Source organism: Streptomyces sp. NPDC007929, from assembly GCF_042959065.1.
In the GTDB taxonomy this organism is placed as follows: domain Bacteria; phylum Actinomycetota; class Actinomycetes; order Streptomycetales; family Streptomycetaceae; genus Streptomyces.
This window is the reverse complement of sequence record NZ_JBIBKD010000010.1, coordinates 36707-59651: the sequence shown is the minus strand read 5'-3', so window position 1 is coordinate 59651 and position 22945 is coordinate 36707. Positions and strand designations below refer to the sequence as shown.

19 protein-coding genes and 1 pseudogene are annotated in these 22945 nt (G+C 68.7%); 5 read left to right on the top strand and 15 right to left on the bottom strand.

Going from position 1 to position 22945, the window contains the following annotated elements; genetic code table 11:
* Positions 1 to 99: 99 nt before the first annotated feature.
* The 4 genes from ACFZDE_RS30340 to ctaD form a co-directional block, all read right to left on the bottom strand.
* A complete protein-coding gene (locus ACFZDE_RS30340) occupies positions 100 to 690 on the bottom strand; it encodes a hemerythrin domain-containing protein (RefSeq protein WP_391205181.1) in 591 nt (196 codons plus the stop codon).
* Positions 691 to 699: 9 nt separating this feature from the next.
* Positions 700 to 1899: a hypothetical protein gene (locus tag ACFZDE_RS30335; protein WP_391205178.1), complete on the bottom strand. Its 1200-nt coding sequence runs from the start codon at positions 1897 to 1899 to the stop codon at positions 700 to 702.
* Between the two features lie 362 nt (positions 1900 to 2261).
* Positions 2262 to 2636 (bottom strand): hypothetical protein, encoded by a 375-nt coding sequence (locus tag ACFZDE_RS30330; protein WP_391205175.1) that lies wholly within the window; start codon positions 2634 to 2636, stop codon positions 2262 to 2264.
* Positions 2633 to 4345, bottom strand: coding sequence for a cytochrome c oxidase subunit I (gene ctaD, locus ACFZDE_RS30325; protein ID WP_391205172.1), 1713 nt, complete (start codon positions 4343 to 4345; stop codon positions 2633 to 2635). Before ctaD ends, ACFZDE_RS30330 begins: the two co-directional genes overlap by 4 nt.
* 445 nt (positions 4346 to 4790) lie before the next feature.
* Here ctaD and ACFZDE_RS30320 point away from each other — a divergent pair, with 445 nt between their 5' ends.
* Positions 4791 to 5780 (top strand): aldo/keto reductase, encoded by a 990-nt coding sequence (locus ACFZDE_RS30320; RefSeq protein ID WP_391205169.1) that lies wholly within the window; start codon positions 4791 to 4793, stop codon positions 5778 to 5780.
* Positions 5781 to 5872: 92 nt separating this feature from the next.
* On the opposite strand, the pseudogene ACFZDE_RS30315 reads toward ACFZDE_RS30320, so the two are convergent.
* A pseudogene (locus ACFZDE_RS30315) lies at positions 5873 to 6167 on the bottom strand (ArsR/SmtB family transcription factor); the annotation flags it as partial.
* A gap of 199 nt (positions 6168 to 6366) precedes the next feature.
* On the opposite strand from ACFZDE_RS30315, the gene ACFZDE_RS30310 reads away from it, so the two are divergent.
* Positions 6367 to 7083 carry an MOSC domain-containing protein gene (locus tag ACFZDE_RS30310; protein WP_391205166.1) on the top strand — a complete coding sequence of 239 codons (717 nt, stop codon included), beginning with the start codon at positions 6367 to 6369 and terminating at the stop codon, positions 7081 to 7083.
* Positions 7084 to 7489: 406 nt separating this feature from the next.
* On the opposite strand, the gene ACFZDE_RS30305 is transcribed toward ACFZDE_RS30310, so the two are convergent.
* Entirely contained in the window at positions 7490 to 8089 is a 600-nt protein-coding gene (locus tag ACFZDE_RS30305) for a TetR family transcriptional regulator (protein WP_391205163.1), read from the bottom strand.
* 182 nt (positions 8090 to 8271) lie between these two features.
* Here ACFZDE_RS30305 and ACFZDE_RS30300 point away from each other — a divergent pair, with 182 nt between their 5' ends.
* A complete protein-coding gene (locus tag ACFZDE_RS30300; RefSeq protein WP_391205160.1) occupies positions 8272 to 9717 on the top strand; it encodes an FAD-dependent monooxygenase in 1446 nt (481 codons plus the stop codon).
* Positions 9718 to 9855: 138 nt separating this feature from the next.
* Here the strand turns inward: ACFZDE_RS30300 and ACFZDE_RS30295 are convergent, their stop codons facing one another.
* The gene (locus ACFZDE_RS30295; RefSeq protein ID WP_391205157.1) at positions 9856 to 11148 is read right to left on the bottom strand and encodes a zinc-binding dehydrogenase; all 1293 of its coding nucleotides are present in this window, start codon (positions 11146 to 11148) and stop codon (positions 9856 to 9858) included.
* A gap of 973 nt (positions 11149 to 12121) precedes the next feature.
* Here ACFZDE_RS30295 and ACFZDE_RS30290 point away from each other — a divergent pair.
* The gene (locus ACFZDE_RS30290; RefSeq protein WP_391205154.1) at positions 12122 to 12823 is read left to right on the top strand and encodes a restriction endonuclease; all 702 of its coding nucleotides are present in this window, start codon (positions 12122 to 12124) and stop codon (positions 12821 to 12823) included.
* A gap of 150 nt (positions 12824 to 12973) precedes the next feature.
* On the opposite strand, the gene ACFZDE_RS30285 is transcribed toward ACFZDE_RS30290, so the two are convergent.
* From ACFZDE_RS30285 to ACFZDE_RS30250, 8 genes are all read right to left on the bottom strand, one after another.
* On the bottom strand, positions 12974 to 14431 hold the full coding sequence (locus ACFZDE_RS30285) for a DUF1996 domain-containing protein (protein ID WP_391205151.1): 1458 nt from the start codon (positions 14429 to 14431) through the stop codon (positions 12974 to 12976).
* Between the two features lie 510 nt (positions 14432 to 14941).
* Positions 14942 to 15760: an enoyl-CoA hydratase-related protein gene (locus ACFZDE_RS30280; protein WP_391205148.1), complete on the bottom strand. Its 819-nt coding sequence runs from the start codon at positions 15758 to 15760 to the stop codon at positions 14942 to 14944.
* Entirely contained in the window at positions 15757 to 17010 is a 1254-nt protein-coding gene (locus ACFZDE_RS30275; protein WP_391205145.1) for a cytochrome P450, read from the bottom strand. Before ACFZDE_RS30275 ends, ACFZDE_RS30280 begins: the two co-directional genes overlap by 4 nt.
* 117 nt (positions 17011 to 17127) lie before the next feature.
* On the bottom strand, positions 17128 to 18534 hold the full coding sequence (locus ACFZDE_RS30270; RefSeq protein ID WP_391205142.1) for a cytochrome P450: 1407 nt from the start codon (positions 18532 to 18534) through the stop codon (positions 17128 to 17130).
* Between the two features lie 10 nt (positions 18535 to 18544).
* Positions 18545 to 19105 carry an ATP/GTP-binding protein gene (locus ACFZDE_RS30265; RefSeq protein ID WP_391001815.1) on the bottom strand — a complete coding sequence of 187 codons (561 nt, stop codon included), beginning with the start codon at positions 19103 to 19105 and terminating at the stop codon, positions 18545 to 18547.
* 3 nt (positions 19106 to 19108) lie between these two features.
* The gene (locus ACFZDE_RS30260) at positions 19109 to 19492 is read right to left on the bottom strand and encodes a DUF742 domain-containing protein (RefSeq protein WP_391205139.1); all 384 of its coding nucleotides are present in this window, start codon (positions 19490 to 19492) and stop codon (positions 19109 to 19111) included.
* Complete coding sequence (locus ACFZDE_RS30255) at positions 19485 to 20318, bottom strand: roadblock/LC7 domain-containing protein (protein ID WP_391205689.1); 834 nt, start codon at positions 20316 to 20318, stop codon at positions 19485 to 19487. The genes ACFZDE_RS30260 and ACFZDE_RS30255 overlap by 8 nt, the downstream gene beginning before the upstream one ends.
* 20 nt (positions 20319 to 20338) lie before the next feature.
* A complete protein-coding gene (locus ACFZDE_RS30250) occupies positions 20339 to 21538 on the bottom strand; it encodes an ATP-binding protein (protein WP_391205136.1) in 1200 nt (399 codons plus the stop codon).
* Positions 21539 to 22419: 881 nt separating this feature from the next.
* Between ACFZDE_RS30250 and ACFZDE_RS30245 the strand changes: the two genes are divergently transcribed.
* Positions 22420 to 22941 carry a hypothetical protein gene (locus ACFZDE_RS30245; RefSeq protein ID WP_391001819.1) on the top strand — a complete coding sequence of 174 codons (522 nt, stop codon included), beginning with the start codon at positions 22420 to 22422 and terminating at the stop codon, positions 22939 to 22941.
* Positions 22942 to 22945: the final 4 nt, after the last annotated feature.

Below are 22945 nucleotides of genomic sequence, written 5' to 3'. Positions count from 1 at the left end.
CCGGTCCGGAGGGCCGCCAGACCGGCACCGGTGGACACGGGAAGGCACCAGCCCCCCGGCCGCCCCTCGGAGGGAGCGGCCGGCCAGGGCGCCGCAGTGTCAGTCTCCGCTCAGTGCCTTGCGGACCGCGTCCTTGGTGCGGTCCATGAGAGCCGCGACCGGACCGAGGGCCATGTTCTTCGCCCCGGACTCGACACCCGGGTGAGGCCGGGTGGGTGCCATCGCCTCGGCGGCCTTGATCGCCTTGGCCAGGGCGGCGAGCTCGGTGGTGTCGGTGCTGCGGCGGATGTGCGTGAACTCGTAGCGCTCTTCGGCTCGGGCGTGTTCCTGGACGTCCTTGCGCAGTTTCAGCAGCTGCGGCATGAACTTCGGATCGTCGGTGTCCAGGTCGTCGAGGGCGCTCAAGGTCTCCTTGGCCGCCTTCTCCTCGGCGAGCCGTTCCTCCACGACCCGCTCGCCGCCGGGCAAGCGCTTCCGCGCGAAGGGGTGGACGACCTCTTCCTCAGCGGTCTCGTGAACGGCCAGCAGACGCACCAGGCGCCGGAAAGCGTCGCGGCGTTCCTCGCCCTTGGTCGCCTCGACCTCGTCGAAGAGGTTGCGGATGTCACCGTGCTGGCGCATCAGCAGTGCGACGACGTCGTCGTCCTCGGCGTTGTCGTCCCCGGCGTGCGGAGTCTTCAGCTCGGACATCCCGGCCTCCTACTTCTCGCGCTGCGCGGGGTCGGGGTGCTCGCCCTCGGTCTGGACGCGGTACTCGCGGCCGAACATCTCGTCGTGCTCGGTCATGACCCGGTCGCTGGGGGGCGCCTCCCCGCCGTGGATCTGCTCCTGCATCTTCTCGAACCGCTCGTGCGCCTCACGCACATAGCCGGCACCGAGCGTGGTGAGATCCATCTGCGTGTCGAGCAACTCGCGCAGGTATCCCTTGTTCGGCTCGAAGGTGAGCACGTTGGGCAACTCGGGAGCGAGAACCGAGGCAGGGTCGCGGCCGTCGTGGCGGCGCATCAGGTCGCAGGCGGCGTGCAGGTGCTCCAGCTCCATGTTCAGGTGCAGCTCCCAGATCGCCTTGACCTTGGGGTCGCTCTCCTGCTCCATGAACGAGTAATAGAGGTAGCACTCGTTGTACTCGTGGTTGACCAGCTGCTCCCACCACGTCTCACCCGGGTCCACGAGGGACTCGTAGTGGGTGACGTGCTCCTCCTCGATCAGCCCGATCTCCTGGTAGAGCTGGCGGGCGATCGGCTCCATGTAGGTGGGGCCGGTGTTCATGTAGAAGTTCATGGTCTGCTGCTCCGCCGACATGATCGTCAGGGCGTGCAGCTTGGACAGCGGGTCGGTCTGGTCCTTGGCGTACGGGTCGCGGACGTTGTCGACCGGGTCGCGGTGGTGGAACCGCGTGGGACGGCCGGGCATGACCTCCGTGAGACCCTCGACGATCGACTCCGCCTTGCGGTGCTCGATCATCTCGTAGAGGTTGGCGTACCGGTACAGATGGTCGAAGTCCTCCAGCACGCCGAACTGGTACGCCTGTTTCAGGTACGGGTCCGGCTCCATCCGTGCCACCCACGCCGTCAGGTCCACCGCCACCTGCTCGTAGGCGATCGTCGTCTCCAGCACCGAGGAGACACCCGGGAGCAGCCAGTTCACGACCTTCTGCTGCTGCGCCTCGATGTAGCGCACCCGCGCCAGCTGCCGCTTGACCTCAGGATCGACGGTGTTCCGGGCCAGCTGGTGGCTGAAGAGGATCGCTTCCACCTCGATGCCGTTCATGGTGATGATGCGGCAGCGGGTGTAGGGGTCGCAGTGGTCCGGGTCGATGGGATCCACGTTCAGCTCGCGCCAGCTGCGCAGCTGGCGGTCCAGCGGGATACCCCGCTGCTCCAACGGATTGAAGGTCACCGGACGCTCCTCGTGAGAATGGGGGGTGAGGCGGACGAAGTACCCCTGCCATCACGCTGCATGCCGTGACAGGGCGCCACCGGCACCATGTTTCAGCCATCCGGTGGTCCCGGCCACCGCAGCGGCCTTTGCGGCGGGAGGCACGCTCCTTCGGGCGGGCCGTTGGGCCGTTAGGCCGTTCGGCTGTCCGCCTCTGGCGCTGCGCCCTTCGGACAGGAAGGAGGCAGGACGGGGGGGCAGGCAGAGCGCGCCGACCGATGAGCACATGAAGCCGGCCGGGCACTCAGCCGACAGGTGCGGAGCCATCGCTGCATGCGGCCGGTTAGCGTGTGCCCAGGCCGGTCAGCGTGTGCCCAGGCGGGTCAGCGTGTGAGCAAGCGGGCCAGCGCGCCGGCTCCGCCGAGGCAGACCAGGAGAGCGCAGACGCCGGCCGCGTGGCGTCTGAGCAGGGCACGGCGCAAGCCGACGTAGCGGGCTTCGTACTCCTGCCGTAGTTGGCCGGCCCGCAAGGCCGTGGTGCGCAGCAGGTCACGGGTGACGTCGAGGCGCCGACGTACGTAATGACCGGTGAGTTCCTCGGCCTGGGCGGTGGTCAGCCACGGCATCCGCGCGCAGATGTCCTCCGCCTCGCGCCGAGCCTGGTCACAATGCGCCTGGGCGAGGAGGAAGCCCTCGGCCTCCTCGGCCAGCCCACGGCCCCCCTCACCGGTCGGCGCCGGGCGTCGGACGCGTCTCACTGCCGCTCGCCCTTGTGCCCTTCGGCATCCACCGCATCACGTCGCCCGGTGTTCTCGGCTTCATCCAGCTGGGCCACATCGGGATGGTGCATGTCGAAGGCGGGGGATTCGGAGCGGATGCGCGGCAGCGTCACGAAGTTGTGCCGCGGGGGAGGGCACGAGGTCGCCCACTCCAGTGAACGCCCATACCCCCAAGGGTCGCTGACCTCGACCTTCTCGCCCTTCTGGGCGGTCCGCCACACGTTGTAGAGGAAGGGCAGGGTGGACAGGCCCAGCAGGAACGCGCCGATGGAGGAGACGGTGTTGAGGGCGGTGAATCCGTCGGCGGCCAGATAGTCGGCGTAGCGGCGGGGCATTCCTTCGGCGCCGAGCCAGTGCTGCACCAGAAAGGTGGTGTGAAAACCGACGAACAGCGTCCAGAAGTGAATTTTCTCGAGACGGTCATCGAGCATGGTCCCGGTCATTTTCGGCCACCAGAAACTGAATCCGCCGAACATCGCGAAAACAATCGTGCCGAACAGTACGTAATGGAAGTGGGCGACCACGAAATAGCTGTCGGTGACGTGCCAGTCCAGCGGCGGAGAGCCCAGGATCACGCCGGTCAGGCCACCGAAGAGGAAGGTGACCAGGAATCCGGCCGCCCAGAGCATGGGAGGATCGAACGACAGCGAGCCCCGCCACATCGTGCCGATCCAGTTGAAGAATTTCACGCCCGTCGGCACGGCGATCAGATACGTCATGAAGGAGAAGAACGGCAGCAGCACCGCACCGGTCGCGAACATGTGATGGGCCCACACCGTCACCGACAGCCCGGCGATGGCGACGGTGGCGCCGATCAGCCCGGTGTACCCGAAGATCGGCTTACGCGCGAAGACGGGGATGATCTCGGTGATCACGCCGAAGAACGGAAGCGCCAGGATGTACACCTCAGGATGACCGAAGAACCAGAACAGGTGCTGCCAAAGGACCGCCCCGCCGTTCTCCGGATCGAAGATGTGCGCTCCGAACTTCCGGTCCGCCTCCAGCGCGAACAGAGCCGCGGCCAGAACGGGAAAGGCGAACAGCACCAGTACCGAGGTGAGCAGCACGTTCCAGGTGAAGATCGACATCCGGAACATGGTCATGCCGGGAGCACGCATACAGATGATCGTGGTGATGAAGTTGACCGCACCGAGGATCGTGCCGAAACCCGCCAGCGCCAGTCCCATGAGCCACAGATCACCCCCGACATAGGCGGTGCGCTCACCGCCGCTCAGCGGCGTGTAGGCGGTCCAGCCGAAGTCGGCCGCCCCCTGCGGAGTGAGGAAGCTGGACAACACGATCAGGCCACCGAAGGCGAACAGCCAGTACGAGAACATGTTCAGCCGGGGAAAGGCGACGTCGGGGGAGCCGATCTGCAGCGGCATGATCGCATTGGCGAAACCGGCGAACGTGGGTGTAGCGAACAGCAGCAGCATGATCGTGCCGTGCATCGTGAACGCCTGGTTGTACTGCTCGTTGGAGACGATCTGCAACCCCGGCCGGGCCTGCTCCGCCCGGATCACCATCGCCAGCACCCCACCCACCAGGAAGAACGCGAACGACGTGATCAGATACAGATGCCCGATCTTCTTGTGATCGGTGGTCGTCAGCCAGGAAACGATCACCTTCCCCCTGCCGCGGCGCTCCACCGCGGGTACAGGTGCAACCGGCTCAGTGTGTGTCGCCATCAGTCCTCGATCAGCAAACATGCACGGACGGAGAAGAGGCAGGACGCATCCAGCCGGGAGGAACCTAGCCCTCGCGCCGTATCGCCAAGGCCCGACTGTGCTCTGAATGATCGAAGGAACCATCCGTACGAGCGGCGCAGACAGCCCGCGCTGCTTTTCGCGCAGGGGGCGACATTGCCGCGCGTCCTGCCTGGCGCCCGCGGGGACCCCCAAGCCCGGAAGCGTCACACGGGTGCGGTGCCCGACCAGAAGCCAGGCCTTCCTCGCACCTCACTTGCGATGGAGTGCGCTCGAAGTCATAACGTCGAGGACACGACGGCGCACGAGACCGTCCCGGTGCCCGCCCCTCCTGGGATGCCGGGGGACGGCAGCTGTGCCTGGATGGACCGGAGGCCTCGTGCCGTCCGAAGGACGATCAACCGTGCAGGGAAGGCTGGGACACGACATGCAGAAGCGTAGTCTGCGGGAATTGCAGGTATCGGCCATCGGCCTGGGCTGCATGGGCATGTCCGCCTTCTACGGAACCGCCGACGAGAAGGAGGGCGTCGCGACGATCCGGCACGCCCTCGACCTCGGGGTGAACTTCCTGGACACCGCGCAGATGTACGGCCCGCTCACCAACGAGTCCCTCGTCGGCGAGGCGATCCGGGGGCGCCGCGACGACTATGTCATCGCGACGAAGTTCAACTACCGGATGGACGACGCCGTACCGGGCGACATCAACACGGTCGGCCCGCAGGACGGCTCGGCCGAACACGTCCGCAGCTCCGTCCACGGCTCCCTGAAGCGTCTGGGAACCGACCACATCGACCTCTACTACCAGCACCGGGTCGACCCGAATGTGCCGATCGAGGAAACGGTCGGCGCGCTGGGCGAACTGGTCGCCGAGGGCAAGGTGCGCCACATCGGGCTGAGCGAGGCGAGTGCCCGGACCATCCGGCGCGCGCACGCCGTGCACCCCGTCACGGCCGTGCAGAGCGAGTACTCGCTGTGGTCGCGGGACGTGGAGGCCGAAGTGCTGCCGGCCTGCAGGGAGCTGGGCATCGGCTTCGTACCGTATTCGCCCCTCGGTCGCGGCTTCCTGGCCGGGCGGTTCGCCTCGCCGGACGACCTGGACGCCCATGACTGGCGCCGTCAGAACCCGCGCTTCCAGGACGCCAATCTGGAGGCGAACCTGCGGCTGGCGGCGAAGGTGAAGGAGATCGCCGCCGAGAAGGACGTGACGCCGGCTCAGCTGGCCATCGCCTGGGTGCTGGCCCAGGGCGAGGACCTGGTGCCGATCCCGGGCACCAAGCGACGCACCTACCTGACGCAGAACGCCGCCGCCGTCGACATCGAACTGACGAAGGACGATCTGGCCCGCATCGACGTCGAGTTGCCCGAGGCGGCCGGTGAGCGGTACGACGAGGCAGGGATGCGGTCCGTCAACCGGTAGGCGCAGGGGGCCCGCACGACACGGAGGCTCGTGGGATCGCGGGGGCCGACCCGGCACCCGCGTCGCACCACCAGCCGAGGCAAGCGGCAGGCCGGTGACGCCTCCAGGCCCGCCACCGCATGCCGCATCAGCCCATCCGGCCCTCCCTCACCGGGATCCGGCAGCACGACCGACCGCGCGGCCATCGTGCAGTACCGCTCGGTGACTCCCCGCACCCTTCCGCGTCCGTACCACCTTCACCAGACCAGCCCGCTCCCGCAGCCGGACGTGATAGCTGGAACTCCCCTTCGCAAGGCCCACCCGCTCGGCGATCTGAGTGATCGTCGCCGGCTCGAAGCGGAGCACGGCCATGATCCGGTGGCGCGTGGGGTTGGAGACGGCGCGCAGAAGCCCTTGGGGGACCGCGCTGCCCGGTCCGCTGCTCCGTGGAGGCCTTCCAGCGGCGGCTGTTCCACACCGCAGGGAGCCAACAGCCCGATCCGTTTTCCGGCCTCGGCGTAGTGGGTTGTGTGACATCGTCGACAATGAGGAACATCACAGATGTCAGACATGGTCTGACCAGGCCATTGTGACGAGAGGGAGGGACATGGGCCCGGTGCTCGGAACGATCGAGCGGATATGGCGGTACCCCATCAAGTCCACCGGCGGTGAATCGCTGGACGAGGCGGCCGTCGATGCCCGGGGCCTGGTGGGTGACCGGCTCTACGCGGTGCGGGACGCCGAGGGCAAGTTCGGCTCAGGCAAGCACACGCGCCGCTTCCGGCGCATGCCCGGGCTGTTGCAGTTGCGCTCCCGGTACCCCGCAGGAGTGGTCACGAAGGGGCCCGAGCTGCTGGATCCGGACGGCGTGCCGGTGGCGGACCCCAGTGTCTATGTGCGGCGATACCTGGACCGCGGTGACGTCGAAGTGGCACGGGAGGATGATGTCTCGCATTTCGACCAGCTCCCTCTCAGTCTGCTGACCACTGCCACCCTCGACTGGGTCCGCGCAGCCGTTCCAAGTGTGCCGGTCGACGAGCGCCGGTTCCGGCCGAACCTGCTGCTGCGGACACCGCCTGGCACACCTGCGTTCGTGGAAGATGAGTGGTTCGGCAGTACTGCGCGCATCGGCGACACCCTGCGTATCCGGTTCGAGCGCTCCAGCGAGCGGTGCGTGATGACCAACGAGGCCCAACAGGACCTGCCGCACTCCCCGCAGATCCTTCGGGCCATCGCACAGGCACACGACATGCGGTTGGACGCGCTGGCCACAGTCACAGAGGCGGGATGCGTACGACTCGGCGACACCCTTGTGCTGACCTGATACACCATCTAAGGGCAGCCTGCTTCGGGCTGCGCCCAGGGCGTCTTCCAACTCGGCGCCGCGGCGTCCAGCGGGAACGTTGCTGTGACGCCCGCGCGGAGGCGAGCTTCCCAGGAGGTGCTGGCCCGTGTGAACTCCTGGACGGGGGCGGCGAGGCCCTGAACGGGCCGCAAGCCGGTCGAGTTGCCGGGCGAGGTTCTGGCAATCAGGTGCCGGCGACGACCTCGCGGCCCCGGCGCGGATCCCCGGCAGCTTGCGCCGGACGCTACTCGCCGCACCGCGACCGTAGATACGTGCCCTGGCGGCCCTAATTGACCGCGGCACGGTTCTCGGCCCCGCGAGGTGCCGATCGCGGTCAAGGACGAGGTCAGCCCCAACCCTGGCGGATACGAACGCTCAGCCGACCTCAGGGACTTGGCGCGGTCAGGTACCGCTGGATCGTCGGTGCCAGCCATGCCACGATCTCCGCCCGCGCCAGCCCCACCGCCGGAGGCATTCGCAGCACGTACCGCGTGAGCGCCAGCCCCAGGAGCTGCGACGCCATGAGTGCGGCCCGTGCCGGGACCTGCTCGGGGTCGGGGCACACCTGTCGGGCGACCGGCAGCAGTTGGTCGCGCAGGATGCCCTGCATGCGCTCCGCCCCGGCCGGGTTGGTCACGCCGACCCGCAGCAGGGCTGTGAGGACGTCGTTGTTGTCCCACATGTCGAGGAAGTGCTCGACGAGGATGCGACCTGCGTCCTGTCGGCTGCCCGTCCCGCTCACATCCGGCAGCCGCAGGTCGATGGTGACGGCCGCCGCGAAGAGGCCCTCCTTGTTGCGGTAGTACCGCATCACCATCGAAGGATCGATGTTCGCGTCCTTGGCGATGGCGCGGATGGTGGCTCGCTCATAGCCGTCGGTCGCGAAGCGCTCCCGGGCCGCGGCGAGGATCGCGCCGCGGGTGGCGTCGGAACGGCGTGGGGCGCCGGAGCCGGGAACCGGGGAGGTGCTGTTGCTGCCGTTCATGCCAACAAGCGTAGGCCAACAGTCGTAGGTCAACAAGTGTTCGCCAACAGCCGTTTGCCAACAAGTGTTGACAGGCGTCTCGCCGTCTCGCTACCTTCGTCAACGAACGTTGGCCAACACGTGTTGGCACGTCCATCTCGGCAAGTGGACGATGGCAAGCAAGCCCGGTCACAGGAGGCCCCATGAACGGCACCGCCGCCCACCGCACCGTGATCGTCGTCGGCTCCGGCCCCACCGGCCTCCTCCTGGCCGGTGACCTGGCCACGGCCGGCGTCCCCGTGACCCTCGTCGAGAAGCGGCCGCACAAGATCAGCAACCTCTCCCGCGCCTTCGGGGTGCACGCCCGCACCCTGGAGCAGCTCGACGCCCGCGGCCTCGCCGACGAACTCCTCACCACCGGCGACACCATCACCGGCCTGCGGCTCTTCCACCGCCTCTCCCTCGACCTGAGCACCTTGCCCTCGCGCTTCCCGTTCCTGCTCATCACCCCGCAGTACGAGGTCGAGCGGCTCCTGGAGCGGCGGGCCCGGGAGGCTGGGGTCGAGTTCGCGTACGAGAGTGAGGTCGTAGGGCTGCGGCAGGACCCCGAGGGGGTCGACCTCGACGTGCGCGGCGCGGACGGAACGGTTGTCACCCGCCGGGCGGCCTACGTCGTCGGTGCCGACGGTCAGCACAGCGCCGTGCGAAGGGCGATCGGCCTGGACTTCCCCGGTGTCTCGGTCATCAAGTCGCTGATCCTGGCCGATGTCCGGCTGGCCGAGAAGCCCGACGGTGTTCTCACCGTCAACGGCCGCGGCGACGCCTTCGCGATGATCGCCTCCTTCGGCGACGGCTGGTACCGCGTCATGGGCTGGAATCGCCGCAACGAGGTCTCCGACGACGCCCCGCTCGACCTCGACGAGGTCAAGGAGATCACCCGCCGGGCCCTTGGCACCGACTACGGCATGCACGACGCCCGCTGGCTCTCCCGCTTCCACAGTGACGAGCGCCAGGCACCGCACTACCGGGTCGGCCGGGTCTTCCTCGCCGGGGACGCCGCGCACATCCACTCACCCGCCGGCGGGCAGGGCATGAACACCGGCCTCCAAGACGCCGCCAACCTGAGCTGGAAGCTCGCCGCGGCCGTCCAGGGCCGGGCACCCGAGGGACTCCTCGACAGCTACGAGGCCGAGCGCCACCCGGTCGGCAGGGCGGTACTGCGCAGCAGCGGCGGACTGGTCAGGCTGGCCCGCGCACGCAACCCGCTGCTGCGCGCCGCCCGTGCCCTGGTCTCCGCGTTCGTCGACATGACCCCACCCGTCCAGCGCAAGGCCCTGGGTCAGATCACCGGCATCGGTTACGCCTACCCCGCCCCCCGCGGCACCCACCATCTCACCGGCACCCGCGCCCCGGACATCGCCCTGAAGGACGGCCGACTCCACGAGGCGCTGCGCGGCGGCCGGTTCGTGCTGATCACACCCGGGACGTACGAAGGCCCCGGCGCCCACGAGGAGTGGCTGACCACGGAGCACTGGGCGAGCGACCGCCGGACGACCGTCCTGGTACGACCCGACGGATACGTGGCCTGGGCGGCGGAGGACGCGGACGCGACAGGGATCGAGGAGGCAGTGGCCCGCTACGCGGGCTGAACCTCATACCAGCGGTGGCAACGGCCGTGACGGCACAGGAGTGTCGCCCCCGCCCCGCTGCCGCTGGTTCCGGCCCTGGTGGCAGCACTTCTGTCCAGGCCGGTGTGGTTGTCCGCATCCGGTGCCGGCCGCAACTGCTCAGCTTCGCAGGCCGATCACGGCCCAGTCGCGGCGGGCGGCCTGGCTGACGACGTCGCCCCACTCGGCGACGAGCCGTGAGAACGCTGGGAAGTCCTGGATCCAGCCCATGGGTTCGGTGAGGTGGCGGTCGAAGGGCTCATGCAGTGAGCCAAGGTGCGGCTCGACCAGGCCCCAGAAGCGATGCAGCGCCACCACCTCCTGCGGCAGCAGCCAGAGCATGACATCGTTCCGAGAAGCCCAGTCGCAAGCGCCCGACTCCACAGCAGGAGAGAAGTTCGACGTCTGTGACGCGTATGCGGAGCCATCCCAGAACAGGGGAGCACTGAACTGGTCAAGGGCGTCCCGCAGTGGCGCATCGACGAACGCGCGCAGCTCGTCCCAGCGTTCGCCGGCCCAGAAATGCGCCTTGTACGAGGTCATGGTGTCGAGGAACTCATAGCGAGCCCACCACCGGGCTTGCGTGGAATCAGGCCATGTCCACCCCGACGGGGGGTCGTAGTCGTAAGCATCGTCCGGTCCGAACGCGGCCTGCTCGACCAGGTCCTCCCGCTGTCCAGCCGGTACCCCCTCCAGATAGGCCCAGTCAACGATCAGGACCTCCATGCACACGCCCATGCGGTCATCATATGAATGGCACAACGCACTGCAGTCGGCATGGTTCGAACCGCCCCCCCCCGCAAGGGCATTCAGGCGGCCGAGGCCGGACGCGGCGGCGCGGGGCTCGGTGAGAACGTCCTGACCGTCTCGGTGGACAGGGTGCAGGGGCTGGTGGTGTTGCCGGGGATCGGCTCGCCGACGACCAGATCGACGGCGGTGATGACGTTCAACCTTGCCCGAGGTATGACCGCTCTCGAGGGTAGCGAGGCCGGCCGGGGCGTCGGAGAGCGGATGGACCGCGGTGACGACGGGCGTGAGGAGCCCGTCGAGGGCCAGCTGGGCCGACCGCTCCAGGTTCTCGCGGTCGACGCGGCGCTCGACGAACCGCCCACCGAGATCGGGCACAGACATATCACCCACGGCGATGACGTTGCGGGGGTCCTGGGCCAGCGGAGCGACTGTCCGCAGCGAGGTGCCTCCGGCCAGGTCGATGATCCCGTCGAAGCTGTCCGGAACCAGCTCGCGTGCCGCGGCGGCGACGTCCTCGGCGGCGTAGTCGATGAACCGCACCCCTGTGGCCTCGGCATGCTCCCGTTTGGCGGTGCTCCCGGTGCCGATCACAAGCAGCTCGCGCCCGATGGCCAGCCGGGCGACGGCGAGACCGACCCCGCCCCCGACTCCGTCCGGAAGCACCCTCTTCCCCTTCGGAGTTCTGGCAATTCCAGCCCTCCTCTGCGACGAGATCGAGGACCACCTGCCAGCCCTCCACCGAGGCACACACCCCACCCCCGCGTCGGCCTCTCACGGGCAAGGCTCAGCACAAGCAGTGGCGTCGGGCGGCATCCCGGGCCAGGACGTCACGACCGCCGCGCCATTGCTCAACATCGCCGTCGCCCATCTGGAGCGCGGCAAGGCCCGCCCGTGCGGCCGCCGATCTCGGTGATCTGGGTGCCCTCCAGTTCCGGATCGGCTCCTACACCCAGGCGTGCCTCGCCCTCGACCCGGCACTGCGGATGCTGACCGCCGATAACCCGGCCACACCCGCCCTCCTCCCGGCGGAGATCCGGCTGCGCCGCGCCGCTGTCGTCCTCTTCGCGCCGGAACTCGCCGACTCGCGCGCCCCGCTGCCCGCGCGGGCCAACTCGCCGGAGAAGTCAGGAGCGGAGACGTCTGACACCGAACTCCGCCGCATCGGCGAGATACTCCGGCGCCACACAGCCGGCGAAGGCGTCTTGGCTGACACCCTTCGCCAGGTCGAGGACTTAACGTCCTGTTCTCGCCTTCCTTGATCACCACGAGTGCTGCTGCGCGGACCGATTGTCAGTGCCTGCTGCCACCATGGGCGGTTCTGGTCGTATGGCTTCGAGGGGGAGGCTGTAATGCCTTGGGTACGGGACTACGTGCGCTCTGACGGGACGCCCGTGCGGGGACATGCGAGATGGGCTCCGGGCGCCAGACGCGAGGTGACGATCTTCGCCGGCTTCGCGTTGGCCGTGGTGGCGTTAGGCAACGGCAGTACGACGGCAGGCAGCGGGGGTGAGGCTCCGCGCCCGCGGCCCACGGTGCAGTACCCGATCCGGTTCGACGACGCCCCGCCGCCGCAGATCCAGCAGCCGCGGCCCACGGTGTCCTATCCCGTCCGGATTCCTGAGACCGAGGGGGCCCGGTGACGCGTCGGCGGCCGCCGGCACGGCGGCGTACCCGGCGCCCGAGCAAGCGCCAGCAGCAGAAGGACGCCCAGCTGATCGCCTTCGCTGTGGTGGCAGCGGCGGTCATCGGTCTGGTGGTGATGGTGGTGAACTGGCTGCTGGCCCACTGGTGGGTGCTTCTGATCGCCCTGGTGCTCGCCGCGCTCGCCGGCATCGGCTGGCTCTCGAGCCGCCGACAGCAGGCCCGCTGGGAGGCCGTCCGGGCGCAGGGCCTGCGTTACGCACTGTCCCAGCTCGATGCGCTGCATCACGCCAAATTCGAGGAGGCGGTCCGGGACCTGATGCGCCGAGACGGCTGCCAGGACGCGCAGCGCGTCGGCGGGGGAGGCGACCTGGGCGCGGACGTGAAAGCCACCGACCCGCTCGGGCGACGCTGGGTGATCCAGTGCAAGCACCGTCGCAACGGCGCCCGCGGCTCGGCGGTGGGCACACCGGACCTCCAGGTCCTCAACGGCACCGCCCGCCCGGTGCATGGCGCGGACGTCGCAGTCATCGTGACCAACGGCAGGGTGACCGGGCCGGCCGTCACCTTCGCCAAGCAGCAGCGGCTGCACGTGGTGGACCGCCAGACCCTGGCCGTGTGGGCCTCCGGGTCCCGGCCGCTGTGGGAGCTGCTGCGGGCCGTTCCGCCCCCGAGACGGCCCACCTCTCTGAGCTGACCCGCGGACCGGCGGCTGACCTGCGGACCGGCGGCTGACCTGCGGAGCCACCAGAGGCCACAGCCGTCGGCACAGGGACCCGTGGCGAGCCGCCCGCCTCCCTACCTCAACGGGCCGTCACGGGACAGGTGAGCGACGCCGGTCAGCCGCTCATGCGCATCTCTGACCCTTGTTGAGGCACTTGGCGATCTTGCGCGCCAGGTTACCGGTCGTGATGCTGATGAAGTCGTCGTGATCGGTGGCGGGCTTATGCAACTGCTCGGGGAAGCCGTCCACCGCGTAGGGGTTCTTCACCTGCCCGTTGACGATGGTCGGCGGGGCGACCTTGTACACGAGACGCATCGTCAGCTGCGGGATCGCCTTGAAGCCGCTCGCGCAGACGCCGTTCCGGTCGGTGAACGCGACGTGACTACGGTGGTTGGCACTGTCGGCGTTCTTCCCGTCCCAGCAGCTCTGGAAGGCGAACGTGCGCACCACGTTGCTGCCCCGCGGACAGATCGGGTACTGCTCGGTCAGCTGCACCCGGCCCTCGAACCCGGTGCAGCTCCAGTTCGCGTTGGCGTTCGCCAGTCCGTTGGTCGTGGTCTTGGCATCACCGGTGATGATCCGCAGGAACTGCGGCATCGGCACGACCTTGCCGTTCCGGTTGCCGACGTACTTGATCTCGACCTGCTTCGGAGTGAGGATCCGGCCGATGTTGCCTTCCTTGCCACCACCGAGCTTGTCGTGGTCCGCCTCCTGGGTGCCGTCCTGAACACGGAGCACCGGCCAGTAGTACGACGACTTGTCGTTCCGGTTACGGCAACTGGTCGCCCCTTGCAGGAAGTTGCTGTTGTCGGAGAACGCGTCGATCTTCTGGTTGCCGACGTAGTCGTGAGTGTGATGAGCACCGTTCGTGACGCCGGGCGCCACGATTACATTGTCCGAGTTGCGCAACTTGTTGGCGTTCACTCCGCAACGCGTCGTGAACGTACCGGTGGAGGCGTTTCGGCGGTTCGCCGCCTTGGCGCGTACGTTCGGACGGACCTTGGTGATGTCGACGAAGTCCGCCGCGGTCGGCCCGATGCCGGCCTGCCCGCCTGCGTCGCCGCCCTTCGGGCCACCGTCGCCGTCCTGCTGACCTCTGGTGTCGTTCTGGCCGGCAGGCACGGGGGTGCAGCGGGCGAGATCGAGGAGATCTCCAGGTGCGGTACCGCCCGCCTGCGTGATCTTCACCGGGATGCGCTGGAGAACCGTCGTCCGGCTTCGCTGGAGCAGCCGGATGAGGGAATTCTCGATGAACTGGGGGTCCTTGGCCCGTTCTTCTCCCGCAGCCGCCAGCCGCTGGTTGAAGGCGGTGGTCTGGCGGTCGAGACCGGCCAGTTCGCGGTCGATTTCACCTTGGATCGCGGGAGGCACGGTCCCCAGTCTCGGTCTGACGTCCGGACAGGTGATGGCCACGATCCGATTCGATGCCGCCTTGGTCCGTGTCCCTGCCTGGTTCGTCGGCTCGTGTGCCGAGGCGTAGAAGTTCGCCGCCAGCAGTCCGCCCCCAAGCGCCAGGACTGCCAAGGTGGCTATCGCCTTGACTGCCGGCGGTGTGCGGCGCTTTCGTGCGTTGCGCTTCATGGATCTCCTCAAAACTTCCCTGCAAGGCTCGTTGCGGCTCGTTCGTCGCGTGCGAGACATCCGCGATGTTTCTCGAGGCTGCCGTCTGCGCCCGACTGCGTCGTGTACGGCAAGGTCAGGCCGAGCGTTCATGCCCATTCCGGCTTCATCCGGTACGGCGGCGCCTTGATCGCCGGGCTCAGTGTTCGTCCGGCATCCGTGGCTCGACGGAGCCTGTCACCGCCCGAACGAGGAGGCCAGCCGGGCCCGTTGAGGCACCAGGGGCCCGGCTGGCCAGGGGTTCCGGCCTCCTTCGGTCCTACCGGTGCGCTGCTTGTGTTGTCAGGCCGGTCGTCGACGGGTGGCAGCCGTACGGGGGCATCGGCGAGGCGTCGGACGGCCGGTGAATCGCTCGCCCGGCATGAGCGGTGTCGCCTCCCCGGTGCCAGGGAGGCGACCCGGTCTCATGCCATGGGGCATGAGCTTCCGCCGCCTATCGCCTTCTGGGTTCCCGTGCCGCGGCTTCGCCGGTTACCGGGTGCCAGCGCCGCGGCCCCCCGGTCGCTGGGTGGCCGCGTCACCGCGTCGGGCCGCGGCGAGGTGCGACGCCAGCAAGTGCGAGTCCAACAGCCCCGCATCGGCGGTACGTTCGGCGCGGGCGTAGCCCGCCAGCATGCGTTTGGTCAGGACGAGCGCCTCGGGCGGGCGTCGCAGCAGCGGTTTCGTCCAGGTGCCGATGACGTGGTCCAGCCGGTCGAGTGGTGCCACCCGGTGCAAGAGGCCCAACTTCCGGGCGGTGAGCGCGTCGAACCCCTCGCAGGTGAGCATGAGTTCGCGGATTCGCGCGGAACCCGCCTCGGCGATGAGACGGCCCATGGCCCCGCCCCAGGCGGGCGGGAGGCCCAGACCGACCTCGGGCATCCGGAACCGGCAGGTGTCCGCACCTGCCCGCAGGTCGCAGTACGCGGCGAGCGCGAGTCCGGCGCCGATGACCCTGCCGTGCAGCCGGGCGATCGTGATGGCGTGGGTGTTCTCCAGGGCCTGGCAGAGACGGTGCGCCTTGTCGGCGATCCGCCGCAGGGCGGCCCCTGTCGGATCCGAGGCCAGAGCGGCCCGGTACTCGTCCCGGTCCGCTCCCGGACAGAAATCCTCGCCCAGGGACGACAGCACCAGGACGCGGATGTCCGGCCGTTCATGAAGCTCCTCGAGAACCACGATGAGGGCATCGACCGCGGCCCCGCCCAACGCGGTGTCGCCCGCGGGCGGGTTGAGACGGACGTGCAGCAAGGGACCGTCCTGGTCGACCCGGACGGCCGCACCAGGGACCTCGGTAGGGGGCGTGTGTGTCATGCGAAGGCGACGTCGAGGTTCAGCGGGCGCCGGAACGCCACCCGGGGTGCCATCGTGGGACGGCGCACGACGGTGAGCCGGGGGAGGCGAACGACCAGCCGACGGAGCAGGATCCGGGCCTCCAGCCGGGCCAGCGGAGCACCGAGGCAGTAGTGGATCCCGCTGCTGAAGGCGAGGTGCGCCGGCCTCGCGCGCAAGGGGTCGAACCGGTCGGCGTCACGGTACCTGGCCGGGTCACGGTGGGCCGCCCCCACCATGAGATGAATCGTTTCGTCTGCGCGGACCGAGACTCCCCCCAGGGTGCAGTCCGCGGCGGCGACGCGGGAGATCACGTGCGTGGGAGGGTCAAAACGCAGCGTCTCTTCCACGAAAGCGGAGGCCAGGTCGGGGCGGGCGGCGACGAGGTTCCACCGCTCCGGGCGTTCGGTCAGCAGGAGCGTCATGGTCGACAGCAGGGTGGAGGTGGTCTCCAGCGAGGCAAGCAGCACGAACAGGGCCAGGTAGTAGACGGCCTCATCAGCTTTGTCCTGGTCCGGCTCCAGGTCGTCCCAGATCGAGATCCACCGCGAGACGGGGTCCTGGCCCCGGTGGGCGCGGCGTTCGCGCACCAGCTCCATGAAGTAGGTCCGCAGTTCGGCCGTGGCCGCATCGGAGCGGGCCAACTGGCTGGCCGAGGGCAGGAGTTCCTGGGCGAAGACCTGTTCGTGGGTCAGTTCGCGCAGGCGCGGCCGGTCGGCCGACGGCAGGGCGAGCCAGTCCCCGATGGTGGCGAGGGGTAACTCCTCACCGACCAGCGCGACGAAGTCGGCCTCGCCGTCCCGCCTCAGCCGGTCGGCCAGAGTGTCGAGCAGGCCGTCGGTCACCCGGGTGACGGACTCGCTCATCCTCTCGACCGTGCCGCGGTCGAACGCGCCGGCCGTCCGGCGCACCATGGCGTGCTCCGGAGGGTTGAGAGCGGGCAGGGTGCCGCTCATCTCCCGGGCCGAGGGGGCGAGCCAGCGGGCGGACGGCCCCTGTCTCTCCCGCCAGTGCCGGTCCGGTTCCAGCCAGGCGCCGGAGCGCAGTGCCTCGTCGCAGAGATCGAAGCGGGTCACGAGGAACCCACCCCACGGCGCGGGGACCACCGCGCCCTCCGACCGCAGCCGCGCGTAGACCGGGAAGGGATCCTGCTGCCCCCGCTCCGTCCGCAGACGGGACAGCAGGGGGACACCGATCCGGCGATCGTAGGGCGGAGTTGTGACATTCGGCATGATGACGGCCCCTTTCTGAGCACAGCCGTCATCGATACCCCCGGGACGACGAGAACATCCGGCGCAGTATCCCCATGGGCCTCACTGCTCACCGAAGTGCTCACCGGCACTCATGTGTCAGTTGCCCCTGGCCCAGGCCAGGAAGCGACTGAACAACCCCTTGCCGTGATGCGGCGCGGACGCGGTCACCCGCGGCGCGGACGCGAGGTCGACGCGCCCCGCGGGGAACCCGGACCCGCCCGGGCGCCCCGCGGGGAACCCGGACCCGCCCGGAACCGTCCGCGCCCCGGAGACCTCCCTCTCCGTGGCCGACGGCACCGTGCGCGGAGTGAACCGGACCGGAAGGGACGCCGGCGACCGGATCCACGGCGTCGGGGCCCAGCCGAGTTCGTCGAGGCTAGCGGCCATCATGACGTCGGGCAGCCGGTTGAGCAGGGACTCCACGGCATGGACCGCGATCAGGAACGCCGGATCCTTGGCCGGACAGGCGTGCGGACCGGCACCGAACGCCAGATGCGACTTGGCGCTGAGCTGCTCGCGGTGCTCGGTCAGTTTCGGATCGGTGTTGGCCCCCGCGAAGGAGATGAGGACGGGGTCGCCGGCCCGAAGGGTCCGCCCGCCCAACTCGACGTCTCGGCGCGGGTAATGGGCTGCGTAGTTGGCGATCGGCGCGTAGTGCCACAGCGTTCTCATGATCGCGTCCTCGACGGGCAGACCCGCAGGCCAGTCCGCGTCGAGGTACAGCGCGGTGCTGGTGCCGATGGTTGCCGCCAAAGGCAGCGTGCCGCCGGAGAGCAGGGTGACGAGCTGGTGCAGCACCTCCTCGTCGGACAAGCGCGCGGAGTGGTTCAGCAGCCGCGTCGTCAGGTCGGCGCCTGGGCGCAGGTGCTTCAGCGCGATCAGGTCGCTCAGGGCACCACCCAGCTCCTCGTCCGCACCGGGAGCGCCTTCGAAGATGCCGCTGATCCCGGCGATGACGTGGTCGCCGATCTCGGGCGGGCAGCCGAACAGGTCACTGAAGACCAGCAGGGGCAGCGGCTGCGCGTAGTCGGCCATCAACTCCGCCCGCCCGTGCGGTTCGTCCGCGAATCGGCTCACCAGATAGTCGGCTGACCGCTGCACCAGCCTGACGAGGCGGATCTCCTCGATCGTCGCCAGACTGTCCGTGATCGCCTGGCGCAGCCGGGCGTGCGCCGCGCCGTCCGCGAACAGCGCGTTGGGGCGGTGACCCATCATCGGCACGGCCGGGCTGTCACGCGGGACCCGCCCCTCGTTCAGCGCGTTCCACAGCCGCGAGTCCCGGGCGAACCAGGCGGGGTTCTGCAGGATGGACAGGGCGGCGTCGTAGCTGGTGACCAACTCGACCTCGACATCCGGGGCGATGTCCACGGGAGCGCTCGGGCCCATCCGGCGCAGCTGATCGTAGTGACGTTGCGGATCGGCGCCGAACTCCGGGCCGAACAGCGGGACGTTGCGGTGGGCAGGGCAACGGACTGGTGTTTTCGCTGGGGCGTCGTGCTGCATATCGTGGCTCCTAGCCGAGCGTGGACATGAGGTGTTGGGCGAGGACGACGAGCGCATGCGCGGACGATCGCCGATCGCGCACGTCGCAGTGCACGACGGGCGTCCGCGCCGGGAGGTTCAAGGCCTCGCGTACCTCGTCGAGCGGGTAGTCGGGTGTGCCGTCGAAGCGGTTGACGCCGACGGCGTACGTCAGGCCGAAGCGCTCGACCAGGTCCAGGACGGGGAAACTCTGGTCCAGCCGCTCGGGGTCGACCAGGACCAGCGCTCCCAGGGCTCCCCGGGACAGCCCCTCCCACATCTCCTTGAAGCGCTCCTGCCCCGGCGTCCCGAAGACATAGAGCACGAGCCGATCGTTCAGGGTCCGCCGGCCGAAGTCCATGGCCACGGTCGTCGTGGTCTTCTCCGGCGTACCGGCCAGGTCGTCGAAGCCCTCGCTGGCCTCGGTGATCTCCTCTTCGGTCTGCAACGGCTCGATCTCGGAGATACTGCCGATGCAGGTGGTCTTCCCGACTCCGAAGTGCCCTACGACGAGGACCTTCGCGATGTGGGAGACACCAGGATCCAGATGCACGTGTCACGCTCCGGCTATGGCTCTCAGGCCGTCGATCACGGCGCTGAGCAGTTCACGGTCGACAGATTGGGCGCGTGGTATCGGCGGCCGCACGAGAATGAGACCGCCCTCCTCCAACTGCGCCAGGAGGATGCGCACGACGCCCAGTGGCAGGCGCGTACGCCCCGCCACCTCAGCCACGGACAGGAAGCCGTCCGTGACCAGCTCCATGACCTGGCGCGCCTCCGGCGGCAGGGTGCGGGCCGCGACCGGGGCGCCCTCCTGCGCGGTCACGAGAGTGGTGTGCGAGTACACGTCCCGAGGGGGCAGACCACGCCCCTTCGTGATGACGAACAGCGGAACCAGATCGGAGGTCAGTTCCAGATCCCGGTTCCGGCCGTCACACATCGCCGCCCGTCCCTTCGCCGGGCAATGCCGACGCGCCGGGCGAGGGAAGCGCTTCGTGCAGAGAGGTGGCGAACTCCTCCATGTCACAGTCGTGGTCCGCGGCCGCGACCAGACAGGCGTCGTCACCGGCCGCGGTCAGGAGGACCCAGCCGTGCTGGAACTCGACGACCGTCTGCCGCCACAGACCGTCGTCCGGGCCCCCCGCGAACCGTGACGTGGCCCGGCTGTAGGCGTGCAGGCCGGTCATCGCCGCGGAGACGGTGTCCGCCAGGTCCTTGCCGATCCCGGACGTCGTTCCCCGGGGCAGGCCCCGGTCGTCGAGCAGCACGGCGTGTCGCGCTCCCCGCACGCCGGCGACCGCCCGGTCCAGCTCGGGGAGTTCCAGGCCCGAAGACACCGCCGCTTGCGGCCGGCCCGGCGACTCACCCCCGCCGCCGCCCGCGGCTGCCCGTCCGGCACTCGTCCTGGGCGCGGCCGTGAGGTTGCCGCCCAGGCGGGCGACCAGCCGGTGCATACGGAAGGAGATCTGCTGCAGATCCACGTCGGGCTCCGCCGCGGCAGCCAGGAAGGCACCCTGCCCCGCACCGATGAGGAAGACCCAGCCGTGCGAGAACTCGACGATGGTCTGGTTCCATCGGGCCTCCCGCGCCGCTCCCGCGAACTGGGCCGTGGCCCGGCTCAGTGACTGCATTCCTGCCATCGCGGCGGAGATCGTCCGTATGTCCGCCTCGGTCATGCCGTCCGTGGCTCCCCGGGGGATGCCGTCCGCCGACAGCACGACGGCGTTGCGTGCTCTCGGGACGTTGTCCACGATGTCCCGCACCATCCAGGACAGGTCGTCTCTGGTCATGACTCCTCGGTCTCTCCGGGCGACGGGGCAGCCACGCGGCCCGACATCGTGCCGCGCTGGAGAGCCCCCAGCCCCCGGGTGGAACCACGGTCCGCGTCGGCGGGTGTCAGTGAACGGGGTGCGAGACCGCCGTCGTCGACGGCCTGGGCGACGGGCTCCTGACGGGCGCCTCGCACCGGAAGACCGTGCGTGGTGCGCTCCCCGCTCTTTCCTTCGCTCCGCGGCCGACCCTGTCCGCGCCGGACCCTGAGGCCAGAAGGCCGCTGCTCGGGCGGAGAGGCGGGGGCCGCCTCCATGGTCCACAGTTCCTCCGGCAGCAGGACGACCGCTCTGACACCGCCGTACCGGGAGACTCCGGTGACATCGACCGAGAACCCGTACTGTCGCGCGAGCCGAGCGATGACGGGAAAGCCGAACTTGGGCTGGTTCCCCAGTTGCGACAGCCGGGGCACGGCGTGCCCGGACAGCAGCTCCGACGCAGAGTGCCGATCCTCGTCACTCATTCCGACACCGGCGTCGTCGATCACGATGCACATGTTGTTCCGGATCCGCTGGAACGTGACCTCGATCGGGGCGTCGGCTTGCGAGAAGCTGGCCGCGTTGTCGAGCAGTTCGGCGACGGTCAGCGCGACCGGTGCGACCGCCGACGCCTTCAGCGCGATGGCACTTTCCTGCATGATCTCGACCCGCTGGAAGTTGCGGATCTGCCCCTGAGCGCTTCGTACGACGTCATAAACACTGGCGGGCTTCTTACGACGGCCGAGGGGCGCCCCGCACATAACGGCGATGCCCTCGGATTTGCGCACCATCTGCGCGTTGGCGTGATGCACTTCGAGGAGATCGGTGAGCACGGGATGCCCTCCGTACCTTCGCTGGATCTCGTCCAGGAGCGTCGTCTGCTCGGCGGCGAGACTCTGAAGGAAACGGGCGGCTCCCTTGAGGACGGCCTTGGTCCGGTCCTCTGCCGATCGCTCAGCTTCCGTGACCATGTCGGCCTGCTCTTGTTCACGTCTGCGCAACTCGTCGTGAACGATGCGCATTTGGCGCTGCGTTTCTTCACGCTGCCGCGCCAGATCCGACTCCGACCGCTCCTTCTTCCGCTGCAGGGCCCGGTTACGGACGACGAGTAACAGGATCGCGGCGACGGCCACCACAACGACCGTGACCAGGCACCACAGGGGTATGCCTTGATTCATGAAAACCTTTCCCGGTGCGTGGCTGCGGCCAGGGTCGACCGGTTACGCGATGATCCGCACCACATGCAGCACAGGCGTCTGATCCGACTGGATCACGAGATGGACGGCGGGATGCTACCACCGGAACACGAGGCCACTGCTTTGCCGATTGGCCGTCCCGAGAAACATCAACTAACGTGCTGCACAATGCCATTGACCAGTGCGGACGACGACCGCCATCGATGAGTGGGACAATGCCTCGGCTCAGGTGTCGGGGATGCGGCACAGATGAATGTGCGTCCCCATCCTCACCGACGGTCGCGGTGAGCGAGCAGACTGCCCGGAAATGTCAATGAGAACTGGCACCCGGTGCATCAGGAATCAGTACCTTGCGGCCCTTCTCGGTCAGCAATGGTGGACGTTGAGTATCACCGCTTCCACATCACGGACCCGCAAGGACCTGTGGCCGAGGACCTGGACGCAGGCAGCACCGGCTTGGTGCCCGCCGACGGCGTGAAATGCTCGTGACGTCCGTCGCGGACGAACTCGCGGATCTGCCCTCGCTGGCGTCCCAGGGCCCCCGGCTCATACCGGCGCGTGTCCACGCTCGCGGCTGGCACAGGGCTGTCGACCAGACGAAGGTGGACGAAGTCGTGGAGTCGTATCTGATCCAGAGCTGGCCCGCCGCCCCCAGGACGCTCTCCTTGTGCAGGCGACGGACACCTACGGGCCCAGGTGCGCGCCCAGCCGGCTGACGGCACCATCGCCATCGACAGTAGACGGTGGCCAGGCCACCGGGACCACCTGCCTCTGCCGCATGCACCTGCGTCACGCACGGTGCGAGCGGGTCGGGCCGTGTCGGCGCGGGCATGTCGTCGGCCGACCGCGGGTAATCCTGAACTATGCCTACGGATGGTGGCGTTGCGGGCGGAGTGCAGGTCTGTTCTCTCAAGGTTGATACACCTCAGCTGATCTCGCCGGGCACCGTGTACACGATCGTCCGGTTTCCCTTCGGAACCGCGGAATCGACGGACCGATTCGAGATGCACCAGGCCGTCCAGCCGGACGGCTACGTGGTGAGTGACTGGACGACAGACGACCGTAGCGGCCTGATCTGGCCGTCCAAAGCGGGCTGGGGCCACCTGCACGCGATGATCCAATGGGAGTCCGCCAGCGCTACGGCCGGCTACACCGAGCTGCGTGACCAGTACGTCCGTGACCCACTGGGCCTGACGCCCAACCCCAACGACACCACCGCGACCGAGCACCGCACGCCGACGCCCGGCGGCCAGTACTACGTCAAGAACCACGGCATCTTCGTCGTCCCGGGCACCCCTGTCGCGCTCCGTGTCACGCACAACGACGCCAACCCGCGCCTGTTGACCCTCGCCGAGTTCAAGCTCGCCATCCACGATGCTGCCTAGGTGA